General features: G+C 60.1%; 18 protein-coding genes. 8 read left to right on the top strand and 10 right to left on the bottom strand.

Going from position 1 to position 18,325, the window contains the following annotated elements:
• Positions 1–14 precede the first annotated feature (14 nt).
• The gene (gene aroQ / locus ACYZT8_RS25800) at positions 15–455 is read left to right on the top strand and encodes a type II 3-dehydroquinate dehydratase (protein ID WP_461976953.1); all 441 of its coding nucleotides are present in this window, start codon (positions 15–17) and stop codon (positions 453–455) included.
• Between the two features lie 5 nt (positions 456–460).
• Positions 461–1,315, top strand: a complete 855-nt coding sequence (locus ACYZT8_RS25805; protein WP_461976955.1) for a shikimate dehydrogenase — start codon at positions 461–463, stop codon at positions 1,313–1,315.
• A 73-nt stretch (positions 1,316–1,388) separates the two neighbouring features.
• Here ACYZT8_RS25805 and ACYZT8_RS25810 read toward each other — a convergent pair whose 3' ends face one another.
• Together ACYZT8_RS25810 and quiC are read right to left on the bottom strand one after the other, a co-directional pair.
• A complete protein-coding gene (locus ACYZT8_RS25810; RefSeq protein WP_461955817.1) occupies positions 1,389–2,066 on the bottom strand; it encodes a TetR/AcrR family transcriptional regulator in 678 nt (225 codons plus the stop codon).
• 102 nt (positions 2,067–2,168) lie between these two features.
• Positions 2,169–4,070, bottom strand: a complete 1,902-nt coding sequence (gene quiC / locus ACYZT8_RS25815; protein WP_461976957.1) for a 3-dehydroshikimate dehydratase QuiC — start codon at positions 4,068–4,070, stop codon at positions 2,169–2,171.
• 307 nt (positions 4,071–4,377) lie between these two features.
• On the opposite strand from quiC, the gene ACYZT8_RS25820 reads away from it, so the two are divergent.
• Positions 4,378–5,679 carry an MFS transporter gene (locus ACYZT8_RS25820; protein ID WP_461976959.1) on the top strand — a complete coding sequence of 434 codons (1,302 nt, stop codon included), beginning with the start codon at positions 4,378–4,380 and terminating at the stop codon, positions 5,677–5,679.
• A gap of 49 nt (positions 5,680–5,728) precedes the next feature.
• Here the strand turns inward: ACYZT8_RS25820 and ACYZT8_RS25825 are convergent, their stop codons facing one another.
• Together ACYZT8_RS25825 and ACYZT8_RS25830 are read right to left on the bottom strand one after the other, a co-directional pair.
• Positions 5,729–6,607 (bottom strand): DMT family transporter, encoded by an 879-nt coding sequence (locus ACYZT8_RS25825; RefSeq protein ID WP_461976961.1) that lies wholly within the window; start codon positions 6,605–6,607, stop codon positions 5,729–5,731.
• Between the two features lie 201 nt (positions 6,608–6,808).
• Positions 6,809–7,585: an IclR family transcriptional regulator gene (locus ACYZT8_RS25830; protein WP_461976963.1), complete on the bottom strand. Its 777-nt coding sequence runs from the start codon at positions 7,583–7,585 to the stop codon at positions 6,809–6,811.
• A 254-nt stretch (positions 7,586–7,839) separates the two neighbouring features.
• Here ACYZT8_RS25830 and ypfJ point away from each other — a divergent pair, with 254 nt between their 5' ends.
• Positions 7,840–8,733 carry a KPN_02809 family neutral zinc metallopeptidase gene (ypfJ, locus tag ACYZT8_RS25835; RefSeq protein ID WP_461976965.1) on the top strand — a complete coding sequence of 298 codons (894 nt, stop codon included), beginning with the start codon at positions 7,840–7,842 and terminating at the stop codon, positions 8,731–8,733.
• On the top strand, positions 8,734–9,693 hold the full coding sequence (locus tag ACYZT8_RS25840; protein WP_461976967.1) for an alpha/beta fold hydrolase: 960 nt from the start codon (positions 8,734–8,736) through the stop codon (positions 9,691–9,693).
• A 134-nt stretch (positions 9,694–9,827) separates the two neighbouring features.
• On the opposite strand, the gene ACYZT8_RS25845 is transcribed toward ACYZT8_RS25840, so the two are convergent.
• The 3 genes from ACYZT8_RS25845 to ACYZT8_RS25855 all read right to left on the bottom strand — a co-directional run bounded on the left by ACYZT8_RS25845 (position 9,828) and on the right by ACYZT8_RS25855 (position 11,960).
• Positions 9,828–10,421, bottom strand: a complete 594-nt coding sequence (locus ACYZT8_RS25845) for an HAD family hydrolase (RefSeq protein WP_461976968.1) — start codon at positions 10,419–10,421, stop codon at positions 9,828–9,830.
• Positions 10,418–11,287, bottom strand: a complete 870-nt coding sequence (tesB, locus tag ACYZT8_RS25850; RefSeq protein ID WP_461955825.1) for an acyl-CoA thioesterase II — start codon at positions 11,285–11,287, stop codon at positions 10,418–10,420. The genes ACYZT8_RS25845 and tesB overlap by 4 nt, the downstream gene beginning before the upstream one ends.
• Before the next feature lie 103 nt (positions 11,288–11,390).
• Complete coding sequence (locus tag ACYZT8_RS25855; protein WP_461976970.1) at positions 11,391–11,960, bottom strand: GNAT family N-acetyltransferase; 570 nt, start codon at positions 11,958–11,960, stop codon at positions 11,391–11,393.
• A 74-nt stretch (positions 11,961–12,034) separates the two neighbouring features.
• Here ACYZT8_RS25855 and ACYZT8_RS25860 point away from each other — a divergent pair, with 74 nt between their 5' ends.
• On the top strand, positions 12,035–12,955 hold the full coding sequence (locus ACYZT8_RS25860) for a histone deacetylase family protein (RefSeq protein ID WP_461976972.1): 921 nt from the start codon (positions 12,035–12,037) through the stop codon (positions 12,953–12,955).
• Positions 12,956–13,238: 283 nt separating this feature from the next.
• The gene (locus ACYZT8_RS25865; RefSeq protein WP_461976974.1) at positions 13,239–14,480 is read left to right on the top strand and encodes a TIGR03862 family flavoprotein; all 1,242 of its coding nucleotides are present in this window, start codon (positions 13,239–13,241) and stop codon (positions 14,478–14,480) included.
• Between the two features lie 141 nt (positions 14,481–14,621).
• Here the strand turns inward: ACYZT8_RS25865 and ACYZT8_RS25870 are convergent, their stop codons facing one another.
• The gene (locus ACYZT8_RS25870) at positions 14,622–15,956 is read right to left on the bottom strand and encodes a DEAD/DEAH box helicase (RefSeq protein ID WP_461976976.1); all 1,335 of its coding nucleotides are present in this window, start codon (positions 15,954–15,956) and stop codon (positions 14,622–14,624) included.
• Between the two features lie 65 nt (positions 15,957–16,021).
• Complete coding sequence (gene yedA / locus ACYZT8_RS25875; RefSeq protein WP_461976978.1) at positions 16,022–16,948, bottom strand: drug/metabolite exporter YedA; 927 nt, start codon at positions 16,946–16,948, stop codon at positions 16,022–16,024.
• A gap of 163 nt (positions 16,949–17,111) precedes the next feature.
• On the opposite strand from yedA, the gene ACYZT8_RS25880 reads away from it, so the two are divergent.
• Entirely contained in the window at positions 17,112–17,567 is a 456-nt protein-coding gene (locus tag ACYZT8_RS25880; RefSeq protein WP_309675024.1) for an Lrp/AsnC family transcriptional regulator, read from the top strand.
• A gap of 128 nt (positions 17,568–17,695) precedes the next feature.
• On the opposite strand, the gene ACYZT8_RS25885 is transcribed toward ACYZT8_RS25880, so the two are convergent.
• Complete coding sequence (locus ACYZT8_RS25885; RefSeq protein WP_017340916.1) at positions 17,696–18,307, bottom strand: 3'-5' exonuclease; 612 nt, start codon at positions 18,305–18,307, stop codon at positions 17,696–17,698.
• Positions 18,308–18,325 lie beyond the last annotated feature (18 nt).

Genomic DNA, 18,325 nt, shown 5'->3' on the forward strand with positions numbered 1-18,325 from the left:
GTGGAGAGACTTCGATGTCCCCTATCGTTCTGGTGCTCAACGGCCCGAATCTGAACCTGCTCGGCACTCGCGAACCGGCGACTTACGGTCACGAGACCCTGGCAGACATCTCGGCGCTGTGCGGACGCGCCGCCGAAGAATTCGGCCTGACGGTGGAATTTCGCCAGACCAACCACGAAGGCGAATTGCTCGACTGGATTCACGCGGCCCGTGGCCGTTGCGCCGGGATCGTCATCAACCCGGCTGCGTGGACACACACTTCAGTGGCGATCCGCGATGCCTTGATCGCCAGCGAATTGCCGGTAATCGAAGTCCACCTGTCCAACGTTCACGCCCGCGAGCCCTTCCGGCATCACTCCTTCGTTTCGGCCATTGCCACCGCTGTGATGGCCGGTTTCGGCAGCCATGGTTATCGCCTGGCGCTGGATTATTTCAGCCAACGTTTGAAGGGGTGAACGCCGTGACTCAGAACAACGTGGTACTGGCCGGGCTGATCGGCGCCGGCATCCAGGCTTCCCGCACCCCGGCGCTGCACGAGCATGAGGGCGATGCCCAGGGTTTGCGCTACCTCTATCGCTTGATCGACCTCGATCAGTTGAAACTCGACAGCAGCGCGCTGCCCGACTTGCTGATGGCCGCCGAGCGCATGAACTTCACCGGCCTGAATATCACCTTCCCATGCAAGCAAGCGATCATTCCGCTGCTCGACGAATTGTCGGCGGAAGCTCGCGGCATCGGAGCGGTGAACACGGTCGTGCTGAAGGACGGCAAGCGCATCGGCCACAACACCGACTGCCTGGGTTTTGCCGAAGGTTTTCGTCGGGGATTGAAGGATGTTGCCCGTGAGCGTGTGGTCCAGATGGGCGCTGGCGGCGCGGGTGCGGCAGTGGCCCACGCGCTGTTGAGCGAAGGCGTACAACTGCTAAGTATTTTCGACGTGGAGATCAGCCGCGCCCAGGCGCTGGCGGACAATCTCAATCAACACTTTGGCGCTGGCCGGGCCGTGGCCGGGCATGATTTGCCGAGTACGTTGGACCAGGCGGACGGGTTGGTGAACACCACGCCCATGGGCATGAAAAAACTGCCGGGCATGCCCGTGCCGGTGGAGTTGCTTCGATCTGAGTTGTGGGTGGCGGAGATTGTTTATTTTCCACTGGAAACCGAACTGCTACGCAACGCCCGCGTGCTGGGTTGCCGGACGCTGGATGGCGGCAACATGGCGGTGTTTCAGGCAGTGAAGGCGTTTGAGTTGTTTAGCGGCGTGGTGCCGGATGTGAAGCGGATGCTGGCGCATTTTCAGAGCATGAACACATGAAAAGCATCGCGGGCAAGCCCGCTCCCACAAGTGCACTGCTTTTCCTGTGGGAGCGGGCTTGCCCGCGAAGGCGTCAGGCCTGCAAATACCGCAAAACCGACTCGCAGATCATCTCCCGATGACGCTGCTTGATGCTTTCGTCCGGCAAGTCGATCTGAAAGATCTCACCGAAGGTATGGCGGTTCGACACCCGATAAAAGCAAAACGAGCTGATCAGCAGATGCACATCCAGCGGCTCAAGCCCTGTGCGGAACACACCCTCTTCGGCACCGCGACGCAAAATCACGCCCAGTGAATCGAGGATGGTGTTGTTCATCGCCTTGATCGCATCGGAGCGCTTCACGTATTCAGCGTTGTGGATGTTCTCGATGCTGACGATGCGCACGAAATCGACGTTGCGATCATGGTGATCGAAGGTGAACTCCACCAACCGTCGAATCGCCTCCACCGGTGCCAGTTCGGCAAGGTGCAGATGGTTTTCCGTATTGCGGATGTCACCGTAGAGTTTCTCAAGCACCTCGACGTAGAGCTGTTCCTTACTGCCGAAGTAGTAATAGATCATGCGCTTTGAGGTGTGGATGCGCTCGGCGATCGCGTCAACGCGAGCACCGGAAAGCCCCTGCTGGACGAACTCGACAATCGCCTCTTGAAGGATGTTCTCGCGGGTCTTTTCCGGGTTGTTCTTGCGACTCTTGCGCGGCCCTGCGATGGGTTCGGCGGGCGCTGCGGAGAGTTCTGAAGTTATCGTCATTGCGGGCTCACGGCCATCACTGCACAGGCTGGCGATTATGGGCCGCGCCGCACAGTGAAGGAAGCCGCGCGGCAGCGGTTTGTCGCCGTGTTTACGATTTTCCTACAACTTTGCCTGACGTACGGCACCGCTTCGGGATTTGGCCATGGCCGCCAGGCGCACCGCCACGTTGGCCGCGCCGTAACCCGCATAGCCATTTTTGCGCTGGATGATCTCAAAGAAGAACCGCCCTTCAAACGGCTCGGTGTACACATGGAACAGCTCGCCTCCCTGGGCATCACGGTCATAAAGAACGTTGAAGTACGCCAGCTCACTGAGGAATTCATCGTCGAAGTCGAACCGTGCCGCGAGGTCATCGTAGTAATTGAGCGGGATGTCCAGCAGCGGCACGCCCGCCTCCTTGGCACGACTGACTTCGGCAAAGATGTCATCGCAGTCGAACGCGATGTGATGCACGCCGGAGCCGCGATAACTCGACAGCGCATGTGAGATCGCGGTGTTGCGGTTCTCGGAAATATTCAGCGGCAAGCGAATCGAACTGTCACGACTGCGCAAGGCCCGGCTCTTTACCAGGCCGTACGGATCGGGCAACACCACTTCGTCGTCGGCTTCAAAATCCAGCAGGCTTTTGTAGAACAGCACCCAACTGTCGAGGCTGTCGGCCGGCAACGCCATCGCCATGTGATCGATGCGTTTGAGGCCGCCACTGGCCGCGGCGGCCGGTTGCAGATTGAAGTCGGTGCCGTAGACATCGGCGTCTTGATCCACCAGATAGATCAGGCTGCCATCCGGCGCGCGTACGGCAGCGAGTTCCAGCTCGTTGGGGCCAACCAGCCCGCGATACGGTTGACCTTTATAGGCCACGGCCCGGGCCAGCGCACTGGTGCTGTCCTTGACCCGCACGGCGGTGGCGCACAGCGAAGGACCGTGAGCTTCGAAAAAACTGTGGGCAAACGAGTAAGGCTCGGAATTGAGGATCAGGTTGATATCGCCCTGACGCAACAGGCTGACGCTCTTGGAGCGATGTTGCCCGGCCTTGACGAAACCCAGTCGCTCCAACCAATGGGAGAGCTTGGCGCCAAGGCTTTCGTCCACTGCGAACTCGAGAAACTCGATGCCGTTGTATTCGCTGGCCTTGGGCGTCTCGAACAGAATATCGAGGCTGGCTGCCGGTATCGCTTCCTGCGCCAGACGCTGGCGGGTTTTTTCCTCGAGGTACAGCAACGAACGCAAACCGTCGGCGGCGTTGGCCCGAGACGGTGCGGCGCGGAAACCGTCGTTGAAGATTTCCAGCGACAGCGGCCCGGTGTAACCACTCTTGATGATCGGGGCAAGGAAGCCCGGCAAATCGAATTCGCCCTGGCCCGGGAAGCAGCGAAAATGTCGGCTCCACTCCAACACGTCCATGGCCAGAATCGGCGCGTCGGCCATTTGTACGAAGAAGATCTTGTCACCGGGAATCTCGGCGATCGCGCTTGGATCACCCTTGAGCGACAGCGTGTGAAAGCTGTCCAGCAACACGCCAAGGCTTGGATGATCGGCCTGACGGACGATGTTCCACACCTGTTGCCAAGTGTTCACATGCCGGCCCCAGGCCAGTGCTTCGTAGCCGATGCGCAAGCCACGCGCACCCGCGTGTTCGGCCAGCAGGCGCAAGTCATCGACTAAAATCTGCTCATCCCCGATGGAGTCGGCCGAGGCATTGCTGCACACCAGCACCAGGTTGGTGCCCAGTTCCTGCATCAGGTCGAACTTGCGCTCGGCCCGTTCCAGATTGCGCGACAGGCGGTCGCGACGGCAGCCTTCAAAGTCGCGGAACGGTTGAAACAGCGTGATCGCGATCCCGAGATCGGCGCACATCTGTTTGATTTCCCGCGGGCTGCCGTCGTAGTAGAGAAGGTCGTTTTCGAAAATCTCCACCCCGTCGAAACCGGCGGCGGCAATGGCTTCGAGTTTTTCCGGCAGGGTACCGCTCAAGGAAACGGTGGCAATGGAACGCTGCATGTTTCGACTCCCGGTGGAGGCTTCGGCTACAGGGAATTTGCGCCGCTTTTAAAAGAGTGAGCGAATTATTGGGCGAGCTTGTTTAATGAGCAATTCAAAGTGTACTACCCGGTTAGTTTTGCGTGCGATTATCGAACACAATGCCCATTGGTGAATTGACGATTTTTCGTCCACTGCCCAACATCGACGACACATTGAGTCCGGTCGCACACATCGGTCTCGGTGACCAAAGACCCAGAACACCACATAAAAATAATCGGTGGCCTACATGACTCCTTCTCAAAGCTCTCCCGTGGAGCGTTCCTCCATGACTCCTGCCTCCGGCGGCATCGGCGACAAGATTCGCGGCGCCATGGCAGTCGGCAAAACCCGTTGGGGCATGCTGGCGCTGGTGTTTTTCGCCACCACGCTCAATTACATCGACCGCGCCGCACTGGGCGTCATGCAGCCCATCCTCGCCAAGGAAATGAGCTGGACGGCGATGGACTACGCCAACATCAACTTCTGGTTCCAGGTCGGCTACGCCATCGGATTCGTGCTGCAAGGCCGGCTGATCGATCGGGTCGGCGTGAAGCGCGTGTTCTTCTGCGCGGTGTTGCTCTGGAGCCTGGCGACCGGCGCCCACGGCCTGGCCACTTCGGCGGTCGGTTTCATGGTCTGCCGATTTATCCTCGGTCTGACCGAAGCCGCCAACTACCCGGCCTGTGTGAAAACCACGCGATTGTGGTTCCCGGCCGGCGAACGCGCCGTGGCCACCGGCATCTTCAACGCCGGCACCAACGTCGGCGCGATGTTTACCCCAATGTTGTTGCCGCTGATTCTTCACGTGTGGGGCTGGCAGGCCGCGTTCCTGTGCATGGCGTCACTGGGCGGGATCTGGTTGCTGTTCTGGGGTTTGAAGTACTACAACCCGGAAGAGCATCCGAGCGTGAAACAATCGGAACTGGACTACATCCAGAAGGAAGTCGAACCGGAACAGACCCGCGTACCGTTCTCGAAAATCCTGCGCATGCGTGGCACCTGGGCCTTCGCCCTCGCCTACTCCATGACCGCGCCGGTGTTCTGGTTCTACCTGTACTGGCTGCCGCCGTTCCTCAATCAGCAATACAACCTGGGGATTAACGTGACCCAGATGGGTATCCCGCTGATCATTATTTACCTGACTGCTGACTTCGGCAGCGTCGGCGGCGGAATCCTCTCTTCGTTCCTGATCGGCCGCGGCATGAACCCGATCAAGGCGCGACTGTTGTCCATGTTCCTGTTCGCCTGCTGCATCATCGGCGTGGTCATGGCGGCGGGTTCCAGCAGTCTGTGGGTCGCGGTGTTCGCCATCTCCCTGGCCATAGGTGCGCACCAGGCCTGGACCGCGAACATCTGGAGCCTGGTGATGGACTACACGCCTAAACACATGATGAGTACGGTGTTCGGCTTCGGCGGCATGTGCGCCGCGATCGGTGGGATGTTCATGACCCAGTTGGTCGGCCACATCCTGACCATCACCAACAACAACTACACCGTGCTATTCACCATGATTCCGGCGATGTACTTCATTGCCCTGATCTGGATGTACTTCATGGCGCCGCGCAAGATTCCTACCGTTACCGAGTAAAATCCCCTCCCTCGGCAGGCCTGATTCCAGGCCTGCCTTTTTGTTTTTCCTACCGACGACTCTGCTGCCACGCCGCCGCCAACCCGCTGCAGCAAATCACCGCGATCCCGATCACCGTGGTCAAGGTCGGTGTGTGGGAAAACAGCAGCCAGCCCAGCAAACCGGCGAAGACAATCTGGCAATAACCAAACGGCGCCAACAGCGCAGGGGCGGCGTAGCGGAATGCCTGGGTCAGAAACAAGTGCGCCGTCATTCCGCACGCGCCCAGCGCCACCATCATGAAGCCATGCCCAACGCTCGGCACTTGCCAGAAGAACGGCACCAGTGCGCTCATCACCAAGGTGTTGCACAGGCCGGCAAAAAAGTTGCTGGTGGTCGGACTGTCGATGTTGCTGAGCTTGCGAGTCAGCAGCTGGTAGAAGCAGAAAAACAGCGCCGAACAGAGCGGCAGCAGCACCGCTGGCGTGAACAGATCGCCACCGGGATGAACGATGATCAGCACGCCGACGAATCCGCAAATCACTGCAATCCATTGACCACGCGTCACGCGCTCACCCAGCAGCGGCACCGACAGCGCGGTCACCAAAACCGGTGCAAGAAAGTTGACCGCCGTCGCCTCGGCCAACGGGATGTACTGCAAGCCGGTGGTAAAAAACAAACTGGTGCCCAACAGGCACAACGCCCTCACCAACTGCAGCATCGGCCGTTTGGTCCGCAGGACGCGCAGCCCGGATTGCGGCAGAAAAATCCCGGCCATCAACAAGGTGTGAACCACATAGCGGGCCCAGACCACCATTACGATCGGATAGAACCCCGAGAGGTACTTCGAAAAGGCGTCATGACTGGAAAACAGGAAGGTGGCGACGACGATCAGCAAAATCCCTTTGAAGGGTTGGTTTACGCCGGAGAGCGGAGTGCTTGCTGTCATGGGTATCCCTTGCGAAGTGAAACGTGTCGCTGGCGGCGAATTCCAATAATTTAGAACCTGGTTCCATATTCCAATACAAGCATAGGCCGAAAGTGTTCGAATAACGCACGGTTTTCAACACGACCAACGATCAACTGCAGGAGTGAGCCTGTGGACCCCTCACCACAGGCTCACTCCTACAATGGAGTTGTGCTGAATGAATTAACTGAACAACTCCGACGCCAGACTCGCCGCCGACAATTCCTCGGCATACTTCAACAACAGCGGCGCCAACTCATGCAGCCGCGCCCCCGGCATCCGCGCACTCGGCCCGGCGATGCTCAGCACGCCGATCACCCGCCCCTCGCTCGGATGCCGCACCACCGCCGCGATCGCCGATGTGCCCACCGCCGAACTTTCCTCGACCCAGGCATAGCCCTGCTCCCGCGCCAGACGCAGACGTTCCAGCAGTTCAATATTGGAACGTGGAGCATTCGGCCCGAGGTCTTTGGGCCGTTCGCCGCCCTGCCGTTCCACCAGTGACAACGCCTCGGCATCGCTCATGCACGCCAGCCACGCATGGCCCGACGCGGTATAGAACAACGGCGCATCACGGCCCATCTCCGGGTCGTAACGCAGGCCGGAACGAGCCCCCTGGGACTTGGCGATCCAGACCTGCCGCTCGCCTTCAATCACCCCGAGACGCACCAGTTCCCCGGTTTCCTGGGCCAGGCGATCCAGCACGGGCTGAACGATATCGGCGCCACTGCCCGACAGGTAACGGAAACCCATGGCCACCAGTTTGGTGGACAAGTGATAACGCAGGTTCTCCGGATTCTGCCGCACGTAACCCAACCGGATCAGCTCCGCGAGCAAACGGTGGGTTGCGCTTTTAGGGATGTCCAGTTGCTCCGCGAGCATCTGCATCGGCAGACCGCGAGGGTCACTGGTGAGGCTTTCCAGCACGCTGAAGACACGTTCGATCTGACTGCCGGCCATTGGAGGTTCCACATACAATTTGCCTGATTCTAGAAGATGAACCGTGTAATGCGAAATCTGGAACCCGATGCTTAATAGACGCTGAGGCCCGCCTACTTGATAAAAACCCGCCTCCTGACGGAATTCGATGGGATATCCATGTTCCTACAGTCAGCAAAGCCTACCATCCAGTGCGAAAAAGCCGGACAGCCGGACTGGCGCCGCCCCCACACACCAGCAACACTCATCACCACGGACAATCAGAGGATTCCCACATGCTATGGAAAAAAGGCCGACGCAGCGACAACGTGGTCGACGCCCGTGGTGATGATGTCGGCGGCGGTGGCGGCGGGATGCGCTTTGGTGGCGGCAAAGGCCTGAGCCTGACCGCGATCATCCTGATTGTCGGGATCGGCTGGATCACCGGCCAGGACCCGATGCAAATCCTCGGACAACTGACCGGCCAGATGACCGAGCAATCAGCCCCGGCCACCAACCAGAGCCGCAAGGCACCGCCGGCCAACGATGAAGGCGCCGAATTCGTGCGCTCGATCCTCGGCGATACCGAGGACACCTGGGGCCAGATTTTCCAGCAGGCGGGTCGACAGTATAAGAACCCGACGCTGGTGCTGTTCAGCAACCGGGTGAACTCGGCGTGCGGCATGGCGACATCGGCGACCGGGCCGTTCTATTGCCCCGCCGACCAGAAGGTCTACCTGGACACGGCTTTTTTCCAGGAAATGTCGCAACGCTTTTCCGCTGCAGGTGACTTCGCTCAGGCCTACGTCATCGCGCACGAAGTCGGACATCACGTTCAGACGTTGCTCGGCGTTTCCGCAAAAATTCAGGCAGCCCGCCAGCAAGGTCGTCAGATGGAAGGTGATGGCGGTTTGTTGGTGCGTCAGGAGTTGCAGGCCGATTGCCTGGCCGGTGTCTGGGCCAACAATGCACAGCAGCGCCTGAACTGGCTGGAACCGGGTGATATCGAAGAAGCCTTGAACGCGGCCAACGCCATCGGCGATGACCGTTTGCAACAAAAGGGTCAGGGCCGCGTGGTACCGGACTCGTTTACCCATGGCACATCGGCGCAAAGGGTGCGCTGGTTTAAAACCGGATTTGCGCAAGGCCAGGTGGGCCAGTGCGATACCTTTGCGGCGAAAACCCTGTAAATGAAAAATTGGCTGTTGATTGTGTTTTTCACGTGTGCAAGCACCCAGGCTGCGGAGCATGGCGTCAAGGAACTCAGCCCCGGGCGATTATTGTTGAAAGAAGGCGAGATGGCGGTGAGCCTCGGCCCGGCGCCTGCGAAAATCGAACGCGTACTGATCATCATCCATGGTCGTTTACGCAATGCTGAAACCTATCGCCAGAGCGCCGAGCACGCTGCGGAGCTGGCCGGGCAAAGTTCAAGCACCCTGGTGATCGCCCCGCAGTTCCTCAACGAAACCGACATCGCGCTTCATCCGGTGGCGGACACGGTGTTGCGCTGGCAGGGCAATGACTGGATGGCAGGAGGTTTATCCACCGCTCCATTTGCGCTGAGCTCCTACGCGGCCCTTGATCAAATCATCGAGAGAATCAGCGACCGTCGGCAGTTTCCGGATGTGAAGCAAATCATTATCGCCGGGCACTCCGGCGGCGCTCAGGTGGTTCAGCGCTATGCGCTGCTGGCGCGTGAGCAACCGTCCCTGACGGCCGCCGGCGTGAAGCTTCGCTACGTCGTCGCCAACCCTTCGTCCTACGCATACTTCAATGAGCAGCGGCCGGTGGCGTTCAACCATGCGGCGTGTCCCGGATTCAATCGCTGGAAGTACGGGTTGGCGGATTTACCCGTTTATGCCAGTGGGCAAACGGCACCGCAAATTGAAGGCAATTACGTCAAACGGGACGTGACTTATCTGCTTGGGCAGCAAGACACTGACCCGCAGCATCCGGCGCTCGACAAAGGTTGCGAGGCCAAAGCCCAGGGTGCTTATCGTCTGGTTCGCGGGCAGAATTTTTTCAATTACCTGCTGCGTCGCAACCCGAAAGGGGTCAATCAGCGTTTGGTTGAAGTGCCCGGAGTCGGGCATAACGGGGATGGGATGTTGACGTCGCCGGAGGGGCAGAAAGTTTTGTTTGGTCAGTGAGTTCTGTACTGCCTGATCTGACGCCATCGTCGGAACGCCGCCCGGAGCAAGCCCGCTCCCACAGTTATGTGTCAGCCTGAATTATCCGACCGACACACAACCCTGTGGGAGCGGGCTTGCCCGCGAAAGGGCCCTCAAGCGGACAACATATCCCGCAACACCAGGCAATCCGCCGCATGCCAATCCGTCAGCTCAGGCCACGGATTATCCGGCAAATTCACCAACACCGTCCGCGCCCCTGCCGCTCGGCCGCAATCCAGATCAAAGCGGTAATCCCCGACCATCACCATCTCGCTCGCCGACACGTTCCAGGCCTCGGCCAACTTCAGCAAACCACCGGGATGCGGTTTTGGCGGCGCCTCATCACGGCCCAGCACATCCTCCACGGCAAAGCAGTCCGCCAGGCCGATCGCCTCCAGTGTCACGTGCGCCAGTTCCCGGGCATTGCGCGTGAGAATACCCAGGCGATAACCGCGCCCAGCCAACTCACGCACCAGCTCCACTGCACCCGGCGCCGCTTTCGAACCCAGTGCCAGGTCCCGTTCGTGCTCCAGCAGCCACGCATGTTTGGCGGCCGCTTCGTCGGCCGGCAGCGCTGCGAGGTGGGTCAGGATGTCGTCTTCGGCCGGGATCGCCAACGCCACGCGAATCGCCGCAAAGTCATGCACGGCCACCGTCAGGGTGCCGTCCATGTCGAACACCCAGTGCCGCACCTCGGCCAGGCTCATGCCCAATCCTTGCGGTGACGAATCAAGCCTTCCTGAGTCACCGAAGCCACCAGTTGCCCGGCACGATTGAACACGCTGCCACGGGTGAACCCGCGAGAATTGCCGGCCCACGGGCTGTCCATCGCGTACAGCAACCAGTCATCGGCGCGCAGATCAGCATGGAACCACAGCGCGTGATCGAGGCTGGCGACCTGCATGTCTTTCTGCCAGACCGATTTGCCATGGGGCTGCATCGAGGTGGTCAGCAGACCGAAGTCCGACGCGTAGGCCAGCAGGTATTTGTGCAGCGCCGGAGAGTCGGCCAAGGCGCCGTCGGCGCGAAACCAGACGTACTTGACCGGATCGGACGGTTGCGGGTTGTAGGGATCTTTCTCGGTGATCGGTCGGAATTCGATCGGTTTGGGGCACAGAAACTTTTCGCGCATGTGCTCGGGAATCAGGTGCGCACGCTGTTGGGTGAGTTCCAGCTCCGAGGGCAGGTTTTCCGGGCCGACCACGGTTGGCATCTGTGCCTGGTGCTCGAAGCCTTTTTCGTCGTACTGGAACGAGGCGCTGCAAGTGAAGATCGGGTTGCCTTTCTGGATCGCCGTCACCCGACGCGTACTGAAACTGCCGCCATCACGCACCCGGTCAACCTGATACACCACGGGCAACGCAGAATCACCCGGGCGCAGGAAATAGCCGTGCATCGAATGCACATGGCGCGCTTCTTCGACCGTCTGACTGGCCGCCGACAAGGACTGACCGATCACCTGACCGCCGAACAACTGACGAAAACCCAGGTCCTGACTGCGGCCACGGAACAGGTTTTCTTCTATCGGTTCCAGGGTCAGCAAGTCGACCAGATCATCCAACACTTGGCTCATTCAGACTCTCCTCACACAAAGCATGCCGCGCAGTCTTGGCTGCGACGGTCGATTCAGTTTATGGCCAGGGCCCATGGGGGCCATTGTAAACGTCCGCGCCTGCTTATCCATGCAAGGTTTGCAGCCATTGTTCACGGGTGATGCGATACAGCACATGGTGACGCAGGGGATGATCGGCCGCGAGCTTGGGATGTTCAAAATCATCGGCTGAATCATGGTGCATGCCGATTGCCTGCATGACTTTCTGCGACGGCATGTTGGTTTCTGTGGTGAAGGACACGACTTCTTTCAACGGCATCCGGTCAAAGCCGCAGCGCAGAGCGGTCCACGCTGCTTCACTGGCATAACCCAGCCCCCAATGCTCGCGCGCCAGGCGCCAGCCGATTTCTGTGGCCGGGGTAAACGGTGCATCGAAACCGACCACACCCAGGCCGGTGAAACCGATGAATGCCCCGGAGTCCTTGCGCTCCAGCGCCCAGAGGCCAAAGCCATGCTCGGCAAAATGCCCGCGAATCCGTCCGATCAGCGAAGCACTTTCGAGACGACTCAAAGGCGCCGGAAAATAACGCATGACCTGTGGATCGGCGCACATCGCCGCAAACTCCGGCAAATCCTCATCGCGCCACTGCCGCAACAGCAGTCGCGCGCTCTCGAGTTCCAGTATCGGCTCCATCGTGTCCCCCCCTTTCCATGCCTCAAGTCTACAACGCTGGTAGGATCCTTCACTCATTCCTGACTGAATTCGTTATGCCGCTGCCGCTGATCTACCACGAAGACTACAGCCCCGAATTCCCGGTGGATCACCGCTTCCCCATGGACAAGTTTCGCCTGCTGCGCGATCACCTGGTGGACAGCGGCCTGACCCGGGACGCCGACCTGCTGCGCCCGGAACTCTGTCCCCCGGAGATTCTTGCCCTCGCGCATGACGCTGCCTATATCGAACGCTACATGAGTGGCGAGTTGTCTCGCGAAGACCAGCGGCGCCTCGGCCTGCCGTGGAGCGAAGCGCTGGCCCGGCGCACGGTGCGGGCGGTCGGCGGATCGTTGCTGGCGGCGGAACAGGCGCTGGAGCACGGGCTGGCCTGTCATTTGGCCGGTGGCACCCATCACGCGCATTACGACTATCCGGCGGGTTTCTGCATTTTCAATGACTTGGCGGTGATCAGCCATTTCCTGCTGGAAAGCGGTCGTGTGAATCGGGTGCTGATCTTCGATTGCGACGTGCACCAGGGCGACGGGACTGCACGAATTCTGCACAACACCCCGGACGCGATAACCGTGTCCCTGCACTGCGAAAAGAATTTTCCTGCACGCAAGGCTGAAAGTGACTGGGACATCCCGCTGCCCAAAGGCATGGGCGATGCGGATTATTTGAAGGTGGTGGACGATGCGCTGAATTATTTGCTGCCGCTCTACCAACCCGATCTGGTGTTGTATGACGCCGGCGTCGATGTGCATAAGGACGACGCACTCGGTTACCTGAAGCTGACAGACGAAGGCGTTGCCGCTCGGGATGAAAGCGTGATGCGCCATTGCCTGGGGCGGGATATTCCGGTGGTCGGGGTGATTGGCGGCGGCTACAGCAAGGACCGCAAGGCGTTGGCGCGCCGCCACGGAATCCTGCATCACAGTGCGCAACGGGTCTGGCAGTCATCAGGTTGTCATTGAAGCGTGGGTCTTTACCCACAATGCCTGTGGAACTGCCTGTGGATAACCTGAGTGAAAGGGCCTGCGGGCCATACGGCGTATAGCCTACAACTCGGTGGTTGTTTTTTAACCACCCATTTTGAAACCACCAACAAATCCTGTGGGAGCGGGCTTGCCCGCGATGGCGGATTGTAAGCCGACAAAGATGTTGAATGTGCTGACCTCATCGCGGGCAAGCCCGCTCCCACAGGGGTTTGTGCTGATAGAATGCCTGGCTTCATTCCGGCATACCATAGCGCTTCCCATGACCAAAGCCAGTACTTCCCCCTCCCCACACGTCACCATCATCGGCGGCGGCCCCGCCGGTCTGATGGCGGCCGAAGTGTTGAGCCAGGCCGGGATCAAGGTCGACCTGTACGACGGCATGCCATCAGTGGGGCGAAAATTCCTGTTGGCCGGTGTCGGCGGCATGAACATCACCCATTCCGAAGCCTACCCGGCGTTCCTCTCGCGCTACGCCGAACGCGCGCCGCAAATTGCACCGTTGCTTCGCTCATTCGGCGCTGATGCGTTGTGCCAATGGATTCATGACCTGGGCATCGAAACCTTTGTCGGCAGCTCCGGCCGGGTGTTTCCCACCGACATGAAAGCCGCGCCCCTGTTGCGCGCCTGGCTCAAACGCCTGCGAGAGGCCGGCGTGGTTATCCACACCCGCCACCGTTGGCTCGGCTGGGATGACCACGGTGGATTGCGCATCGACAGCCCCGAGGGCGAAAAGATCATCAAGCCCGACGCCACCTTGCTGGCCCTCGGCGGCGGCAGTTGGTCACGCCTCGGATCGGACGGCGCGTGGACGCTGCCACTGGAACAGCGCGGCGTAGGACTGATGCCGCTGCAACCGAGTAATTGCGGCTTCGAGGTGCAGGCCTGGAGCGAATTGATGGTCAGCAAATTCGCCGGTGCGCCGCTGAAAAACATCGCCATTGGCCTCAATGACGACGCGCCGCGCTTGGGCGAATGTGTGGTCACCGCGACCGGCATTGAAGGCAGTCTGATCTACGCGCTGTCAGCGCCGATCCGCGAAGCCATCAATCAGCACGGCTCTGCGACCATTCACCTCGACCTGCTGCCGGGCCGGCCTGTGGATAAAGTTCAGGCTGCGCTGAGCAAACCGCGTGGGTCGCGCTCCATGTCCAAACATTTGCACAGCCAGCTTGGGATTGATGGCGTGAAAGCGGCGTTGCTGCGCGAACTCACGCCGGCCGAACGCTTCGCTGATCCTGCGCTGCTGGCCAAAGCGATCAAGGCGTTGCCCCTGACGTTGGTGAAAACCCGTCCGCTGGACGAGGCCATCAGTAGTGCCGGTGGCGTGATGTTCGAGGCGATGGATGAACGATTGATGCTCAAGCAAATGCCTGGCGTGTTTTGCGCGGGGGAAATGCTGGATTGGGAAGCGCCGACGGGCGGCTATCTGCTGACCGCGTGTTTTGCCAGTGGGCGCGCTGCGGGGATGGGGATGGTGGAGTGGTTGAAGAGAGGCGGCTAATTCAGAACCGCGGCTTCAAGATGATCGTTCCCACGCTCTGCGTGGGAATGCCTCTTCGGACGCTCCGCGTTCGGCTGTGAAGGGACGCGGAGCGTCCCGGGCTGCATTCCCACGCAGAGCGTGGGAACGATCTTTACGAGATCAAGGCTTCTTCTTGCGCGGCCCGGTATTGAACACCGGCACCTTGCGCACAGGCTTGATCGAAGGCTCCGGCGCCGAAGCATCCCCGCTCTCAACCCACTTACCCAGGTTGCGCTTACCACCACCGGAGGTCTTCGGTTTCTTCGGTTTTTTCGGCTTCTTCACCACCTGACCGCTGGCATCGGTATCCGGCACCCGATGCTCAGGCTCGAAGTCGTGTTCCATCTGCCGAGGCAACGTCTGACGGGTCAACGTCTCGATGGCTGACAGCAAATTCACTTCATCGGCGCACACCAGCGAAATGGCCTGCCCGGTGGCACCCGCACGGCCGGTACGACCGATCCGGTGGATGTAGTCCTCAGCCACGATCGGCAGGTCGAAGTTGACCACCAATGGCAAATCTTCAATATCCAGACCACGGGCCGCGACATCGGTGGCGACAAGAATCTGCACTTCACTGGCCTTGAACCGGTCCAGCGCACGCTGACGAGTCGCCTGCGGTTTGTCGCCGTGGATGCCGTCGGCGTTGACGCCCAGGCCTTGGAGTTTTTCCACCAGCGCGTCCACGCCATTGCGGGTCTTGGCGAACACCAACACCTGCTTCCACTTGCCCTTGCGCAGCAGGTGAATGAACAGCTCCGGCTTGCGCTTCTTGTCCACCACCACAACCCATTGCTTGACGGTGCTGGCGGCGACGTTGCGCGGGCTGACTTCGATGCTCAGCGGATCGTTGAGCATCTGCCCGGCCAGCAAACGGATGGCGTCGGAGAAGGTCGCGGAGAACAACAGCGTCTGACGTTGCTTGGGCAGTACGCGGTAAATATTCCCCAGCTCCTCGGAAAAACCCAGATCGAGCATGCGGTCGGCTTCGTCAAGAATCAGGGTTTGCAGCTGATTGAACTTGAGGGCCTTCTGGCGATACAGGTCGAGCAAACGACCCGGAGTCGCCACCAGCACGTCGACACCTTTGCGCAGCTTCATCATTTGCGGGTTGATGCTGACGCCGCCGTACACCGCATAAGTGCTCAACGGCAGGTTCTCGGCGTACTGACGCACGGCTTCGTGAACCTGTTCCGCCAGTTCGCGGGTCGGTACCAGGATCAGGGCGCGCACCGAGTTGGAGGCAACTTTCGGCCCTTCCATGGCCAGCAACTGCAGCAGCGGCAGCGCGAAACCGGCGGTCTTGCCGGTGCCGGTCTGGGCCGCGGCCATCAGGTCGCGACCGGCCAGCACCGCCGGAATGGCTTGCGCCTGAACCGGCGTCGGGGTCTGGTAGCCGAGCGTCTCGAGAGAGCGCAGCAAGGGTTCGATCAGGCCAAGGGTGGCGAAAGTCATGGGATTACCGTAGGAAAATTCAGCGCGGGTGTGCGAAACGAGTGTGCAATGGCGCGCAGTTTACCCTAATTCACGCTCGATTCTGTCTGCACCGCGGCAGCCGGTCGAACCGGCGCCCGTCGCCATTGCGGCAACCCGATCAACACCACGGCGCTGATAATCACCAACATGGCCAGCGCTTCTTCGATCCCGATGGTCTCGCCGACAAACACGATCCCCAGCAACACCGCCACCGCCGGGTTGACATAGGCATAACTGGTGGCCGCCGCCGGACGCACGTTTTTCAACAGATACATGTAAGCGTTGAAGGCGATGATCGAGCCGAAGACCGTCAGGTAGGCCAAGGCTGCCCAACCTTCAATCGGCGGCATGCTTTGCAGATGCTCGCCACTCACGGCGCTGCCGATCAACAACGCCACGCCGCCCACCAGCATTTCCACAGCACTGGCCATCGCGCCCTGGGGCAGCGGCAAGTGTTTGCTCCAGACCGAACCGAAGGCCCAGGAAGCCGCCGCGAATATCAGCAATGCGGCGCCCAGCGGGCTCGATTGCAGGTTGGAACCGAGGTTGAGCATGGCGATACCGATCAGCCCGAGCACAATCCCGGCCCATTCGAGACGGGTATTACGCGCGCCCCAGAAATAGCCGCACAGCAAGGTAAACAACGGCACCGTCGCCACCGCCAACGCAGCCACACCGGAGGCGACGCCCGTGTGTTCAGCCACGCTGACCGCGCCGTTACCGCAGGTCAGCAGCAAGATGCCGATGATCCCGGCGGCTTTCCACTGCGCCCAGGTCGGTGCCGGTGCACCGCGCCAGCGTAGAAACGCATACATCAACGTCCCGGCGATCACGAAACGGATACCGGCGAGCAGCAACGGCGGCCAATACTCCACGCCGATGCGGATCACCAGGTAGGTCGAGCCCCAAATCACGTACAACGCGAAAAAGGCAGCGATCAACGGTAAGGGAAAACGACGTAAGCCAGGCATGGGGTAGCTCGTAGGCAAGACAAGTGAACAGCTATTCTAGAAAGGCCAGCGGCTTAAAATAAGTTACAAAACCTGTTTATAGCGCCGGTACACTTTTCAAAACACGGAGATCAGCGCTATAAGCCGTGTTTTCGTAAGTCAGCCATTTTTCAGGAGTATGACCATGGATAAATACGACCGCATGCTCCTCAGCGCCCTGCTGGAAAACGGTCGTGCGTCCTACGCCGACCTGGCGCGCAAGGTCAACCTGTCCGCCCCGGCCGTGGCCGAGCGCGTGGCCAAACTCGAAGCCTGCGGGGTGATTACCGGTTACCAGGCGAAAGTCGACATGGCCAAGTTGGGGCTACCGATCCAGTGCGTGATCGAACTGCGCTTGAACCAGCATGGCAACCAGAAGGCCTACGACGACCTGATCAAAATCCCACAACTGACGGAGTGCCACCGGGTGACGGGGGATCCGTGCGTGATCATGCAAGCGGCGGTTGGTTCGATGCCGGAGCTGGAAGAGTTGATCAATCGGATTGCCAAGTTCGGGTTCAGCAAGACCTCGATCGTGCTGTCGAGCGCCATCGAGAAGCGCGTGCCGTTGGGGCAGTTGGAAGGAAATGGAAAAGTTTGATTAGATCGTTCCCACGCTCTGCGTGGGAATGCAGCCCGGGACGCTCCGCGTCCCAGAAGCGGACGCAGAGCGTCCATTGAGGCATTCCCACGCGGACGGTTCGACGCCTCGACGTGGGAACGATCACTCTAAAACCCGCGATGGCGCTTGAGATGCTCGTTGATCTTCGCCGCCGGCACTTTCTGCAAGCTGACCAGCAGATCATGGGACAACTCGCGCAACCCGTGTTTCTGCCGCAGCTCTTGCGCCAAATGCGCCGTCAGGTTGGCCGCCATCTCGGCATCGGCCATGGCCCGGTGAGCCTTGCCGGTGTTGGGCAGGCTGGCGAAAGTGGTGAGGGTGCCGAGTTTGTGGTTCGGCGCGGCGGGCATCAGGCGGCGGGCGAGTAGCAGCGAGCAGGCGAAGTTCTGCAAGCGTGTGCGTTTGATGCGCCCCAGTTCAAAGTCCCAGAACTTCTGGTCGAACGCAGCGTTGTGGGCCAGCAGCGGCGTGATGCCGACGAATTCGTTGACCTCGTTCATCACCTGCTCGGCCGATGGTGCGGTGCGCAGCATGGCGTTGCTGATGCCGGTGAGTTGTTCGATGAAGGCCGGGACGCGCACGCCGGCGTTCATCAGGCTCTGGTAACGCTCGACGATGCGCCCCTGTTCAAGGATCACCACGGCAATTTCCGTGGCCCGGCAGCTGCTGCTCGGGGAGATCCCGGTGGTTTCAAAGTCGATGACTGCTATGCGTTCCAAACTTGTTTCAACTCCGTA

The sequence above is a fragment of the Pseudomonas sp. LB3P93 genome, from assembly GCF_054898025.1.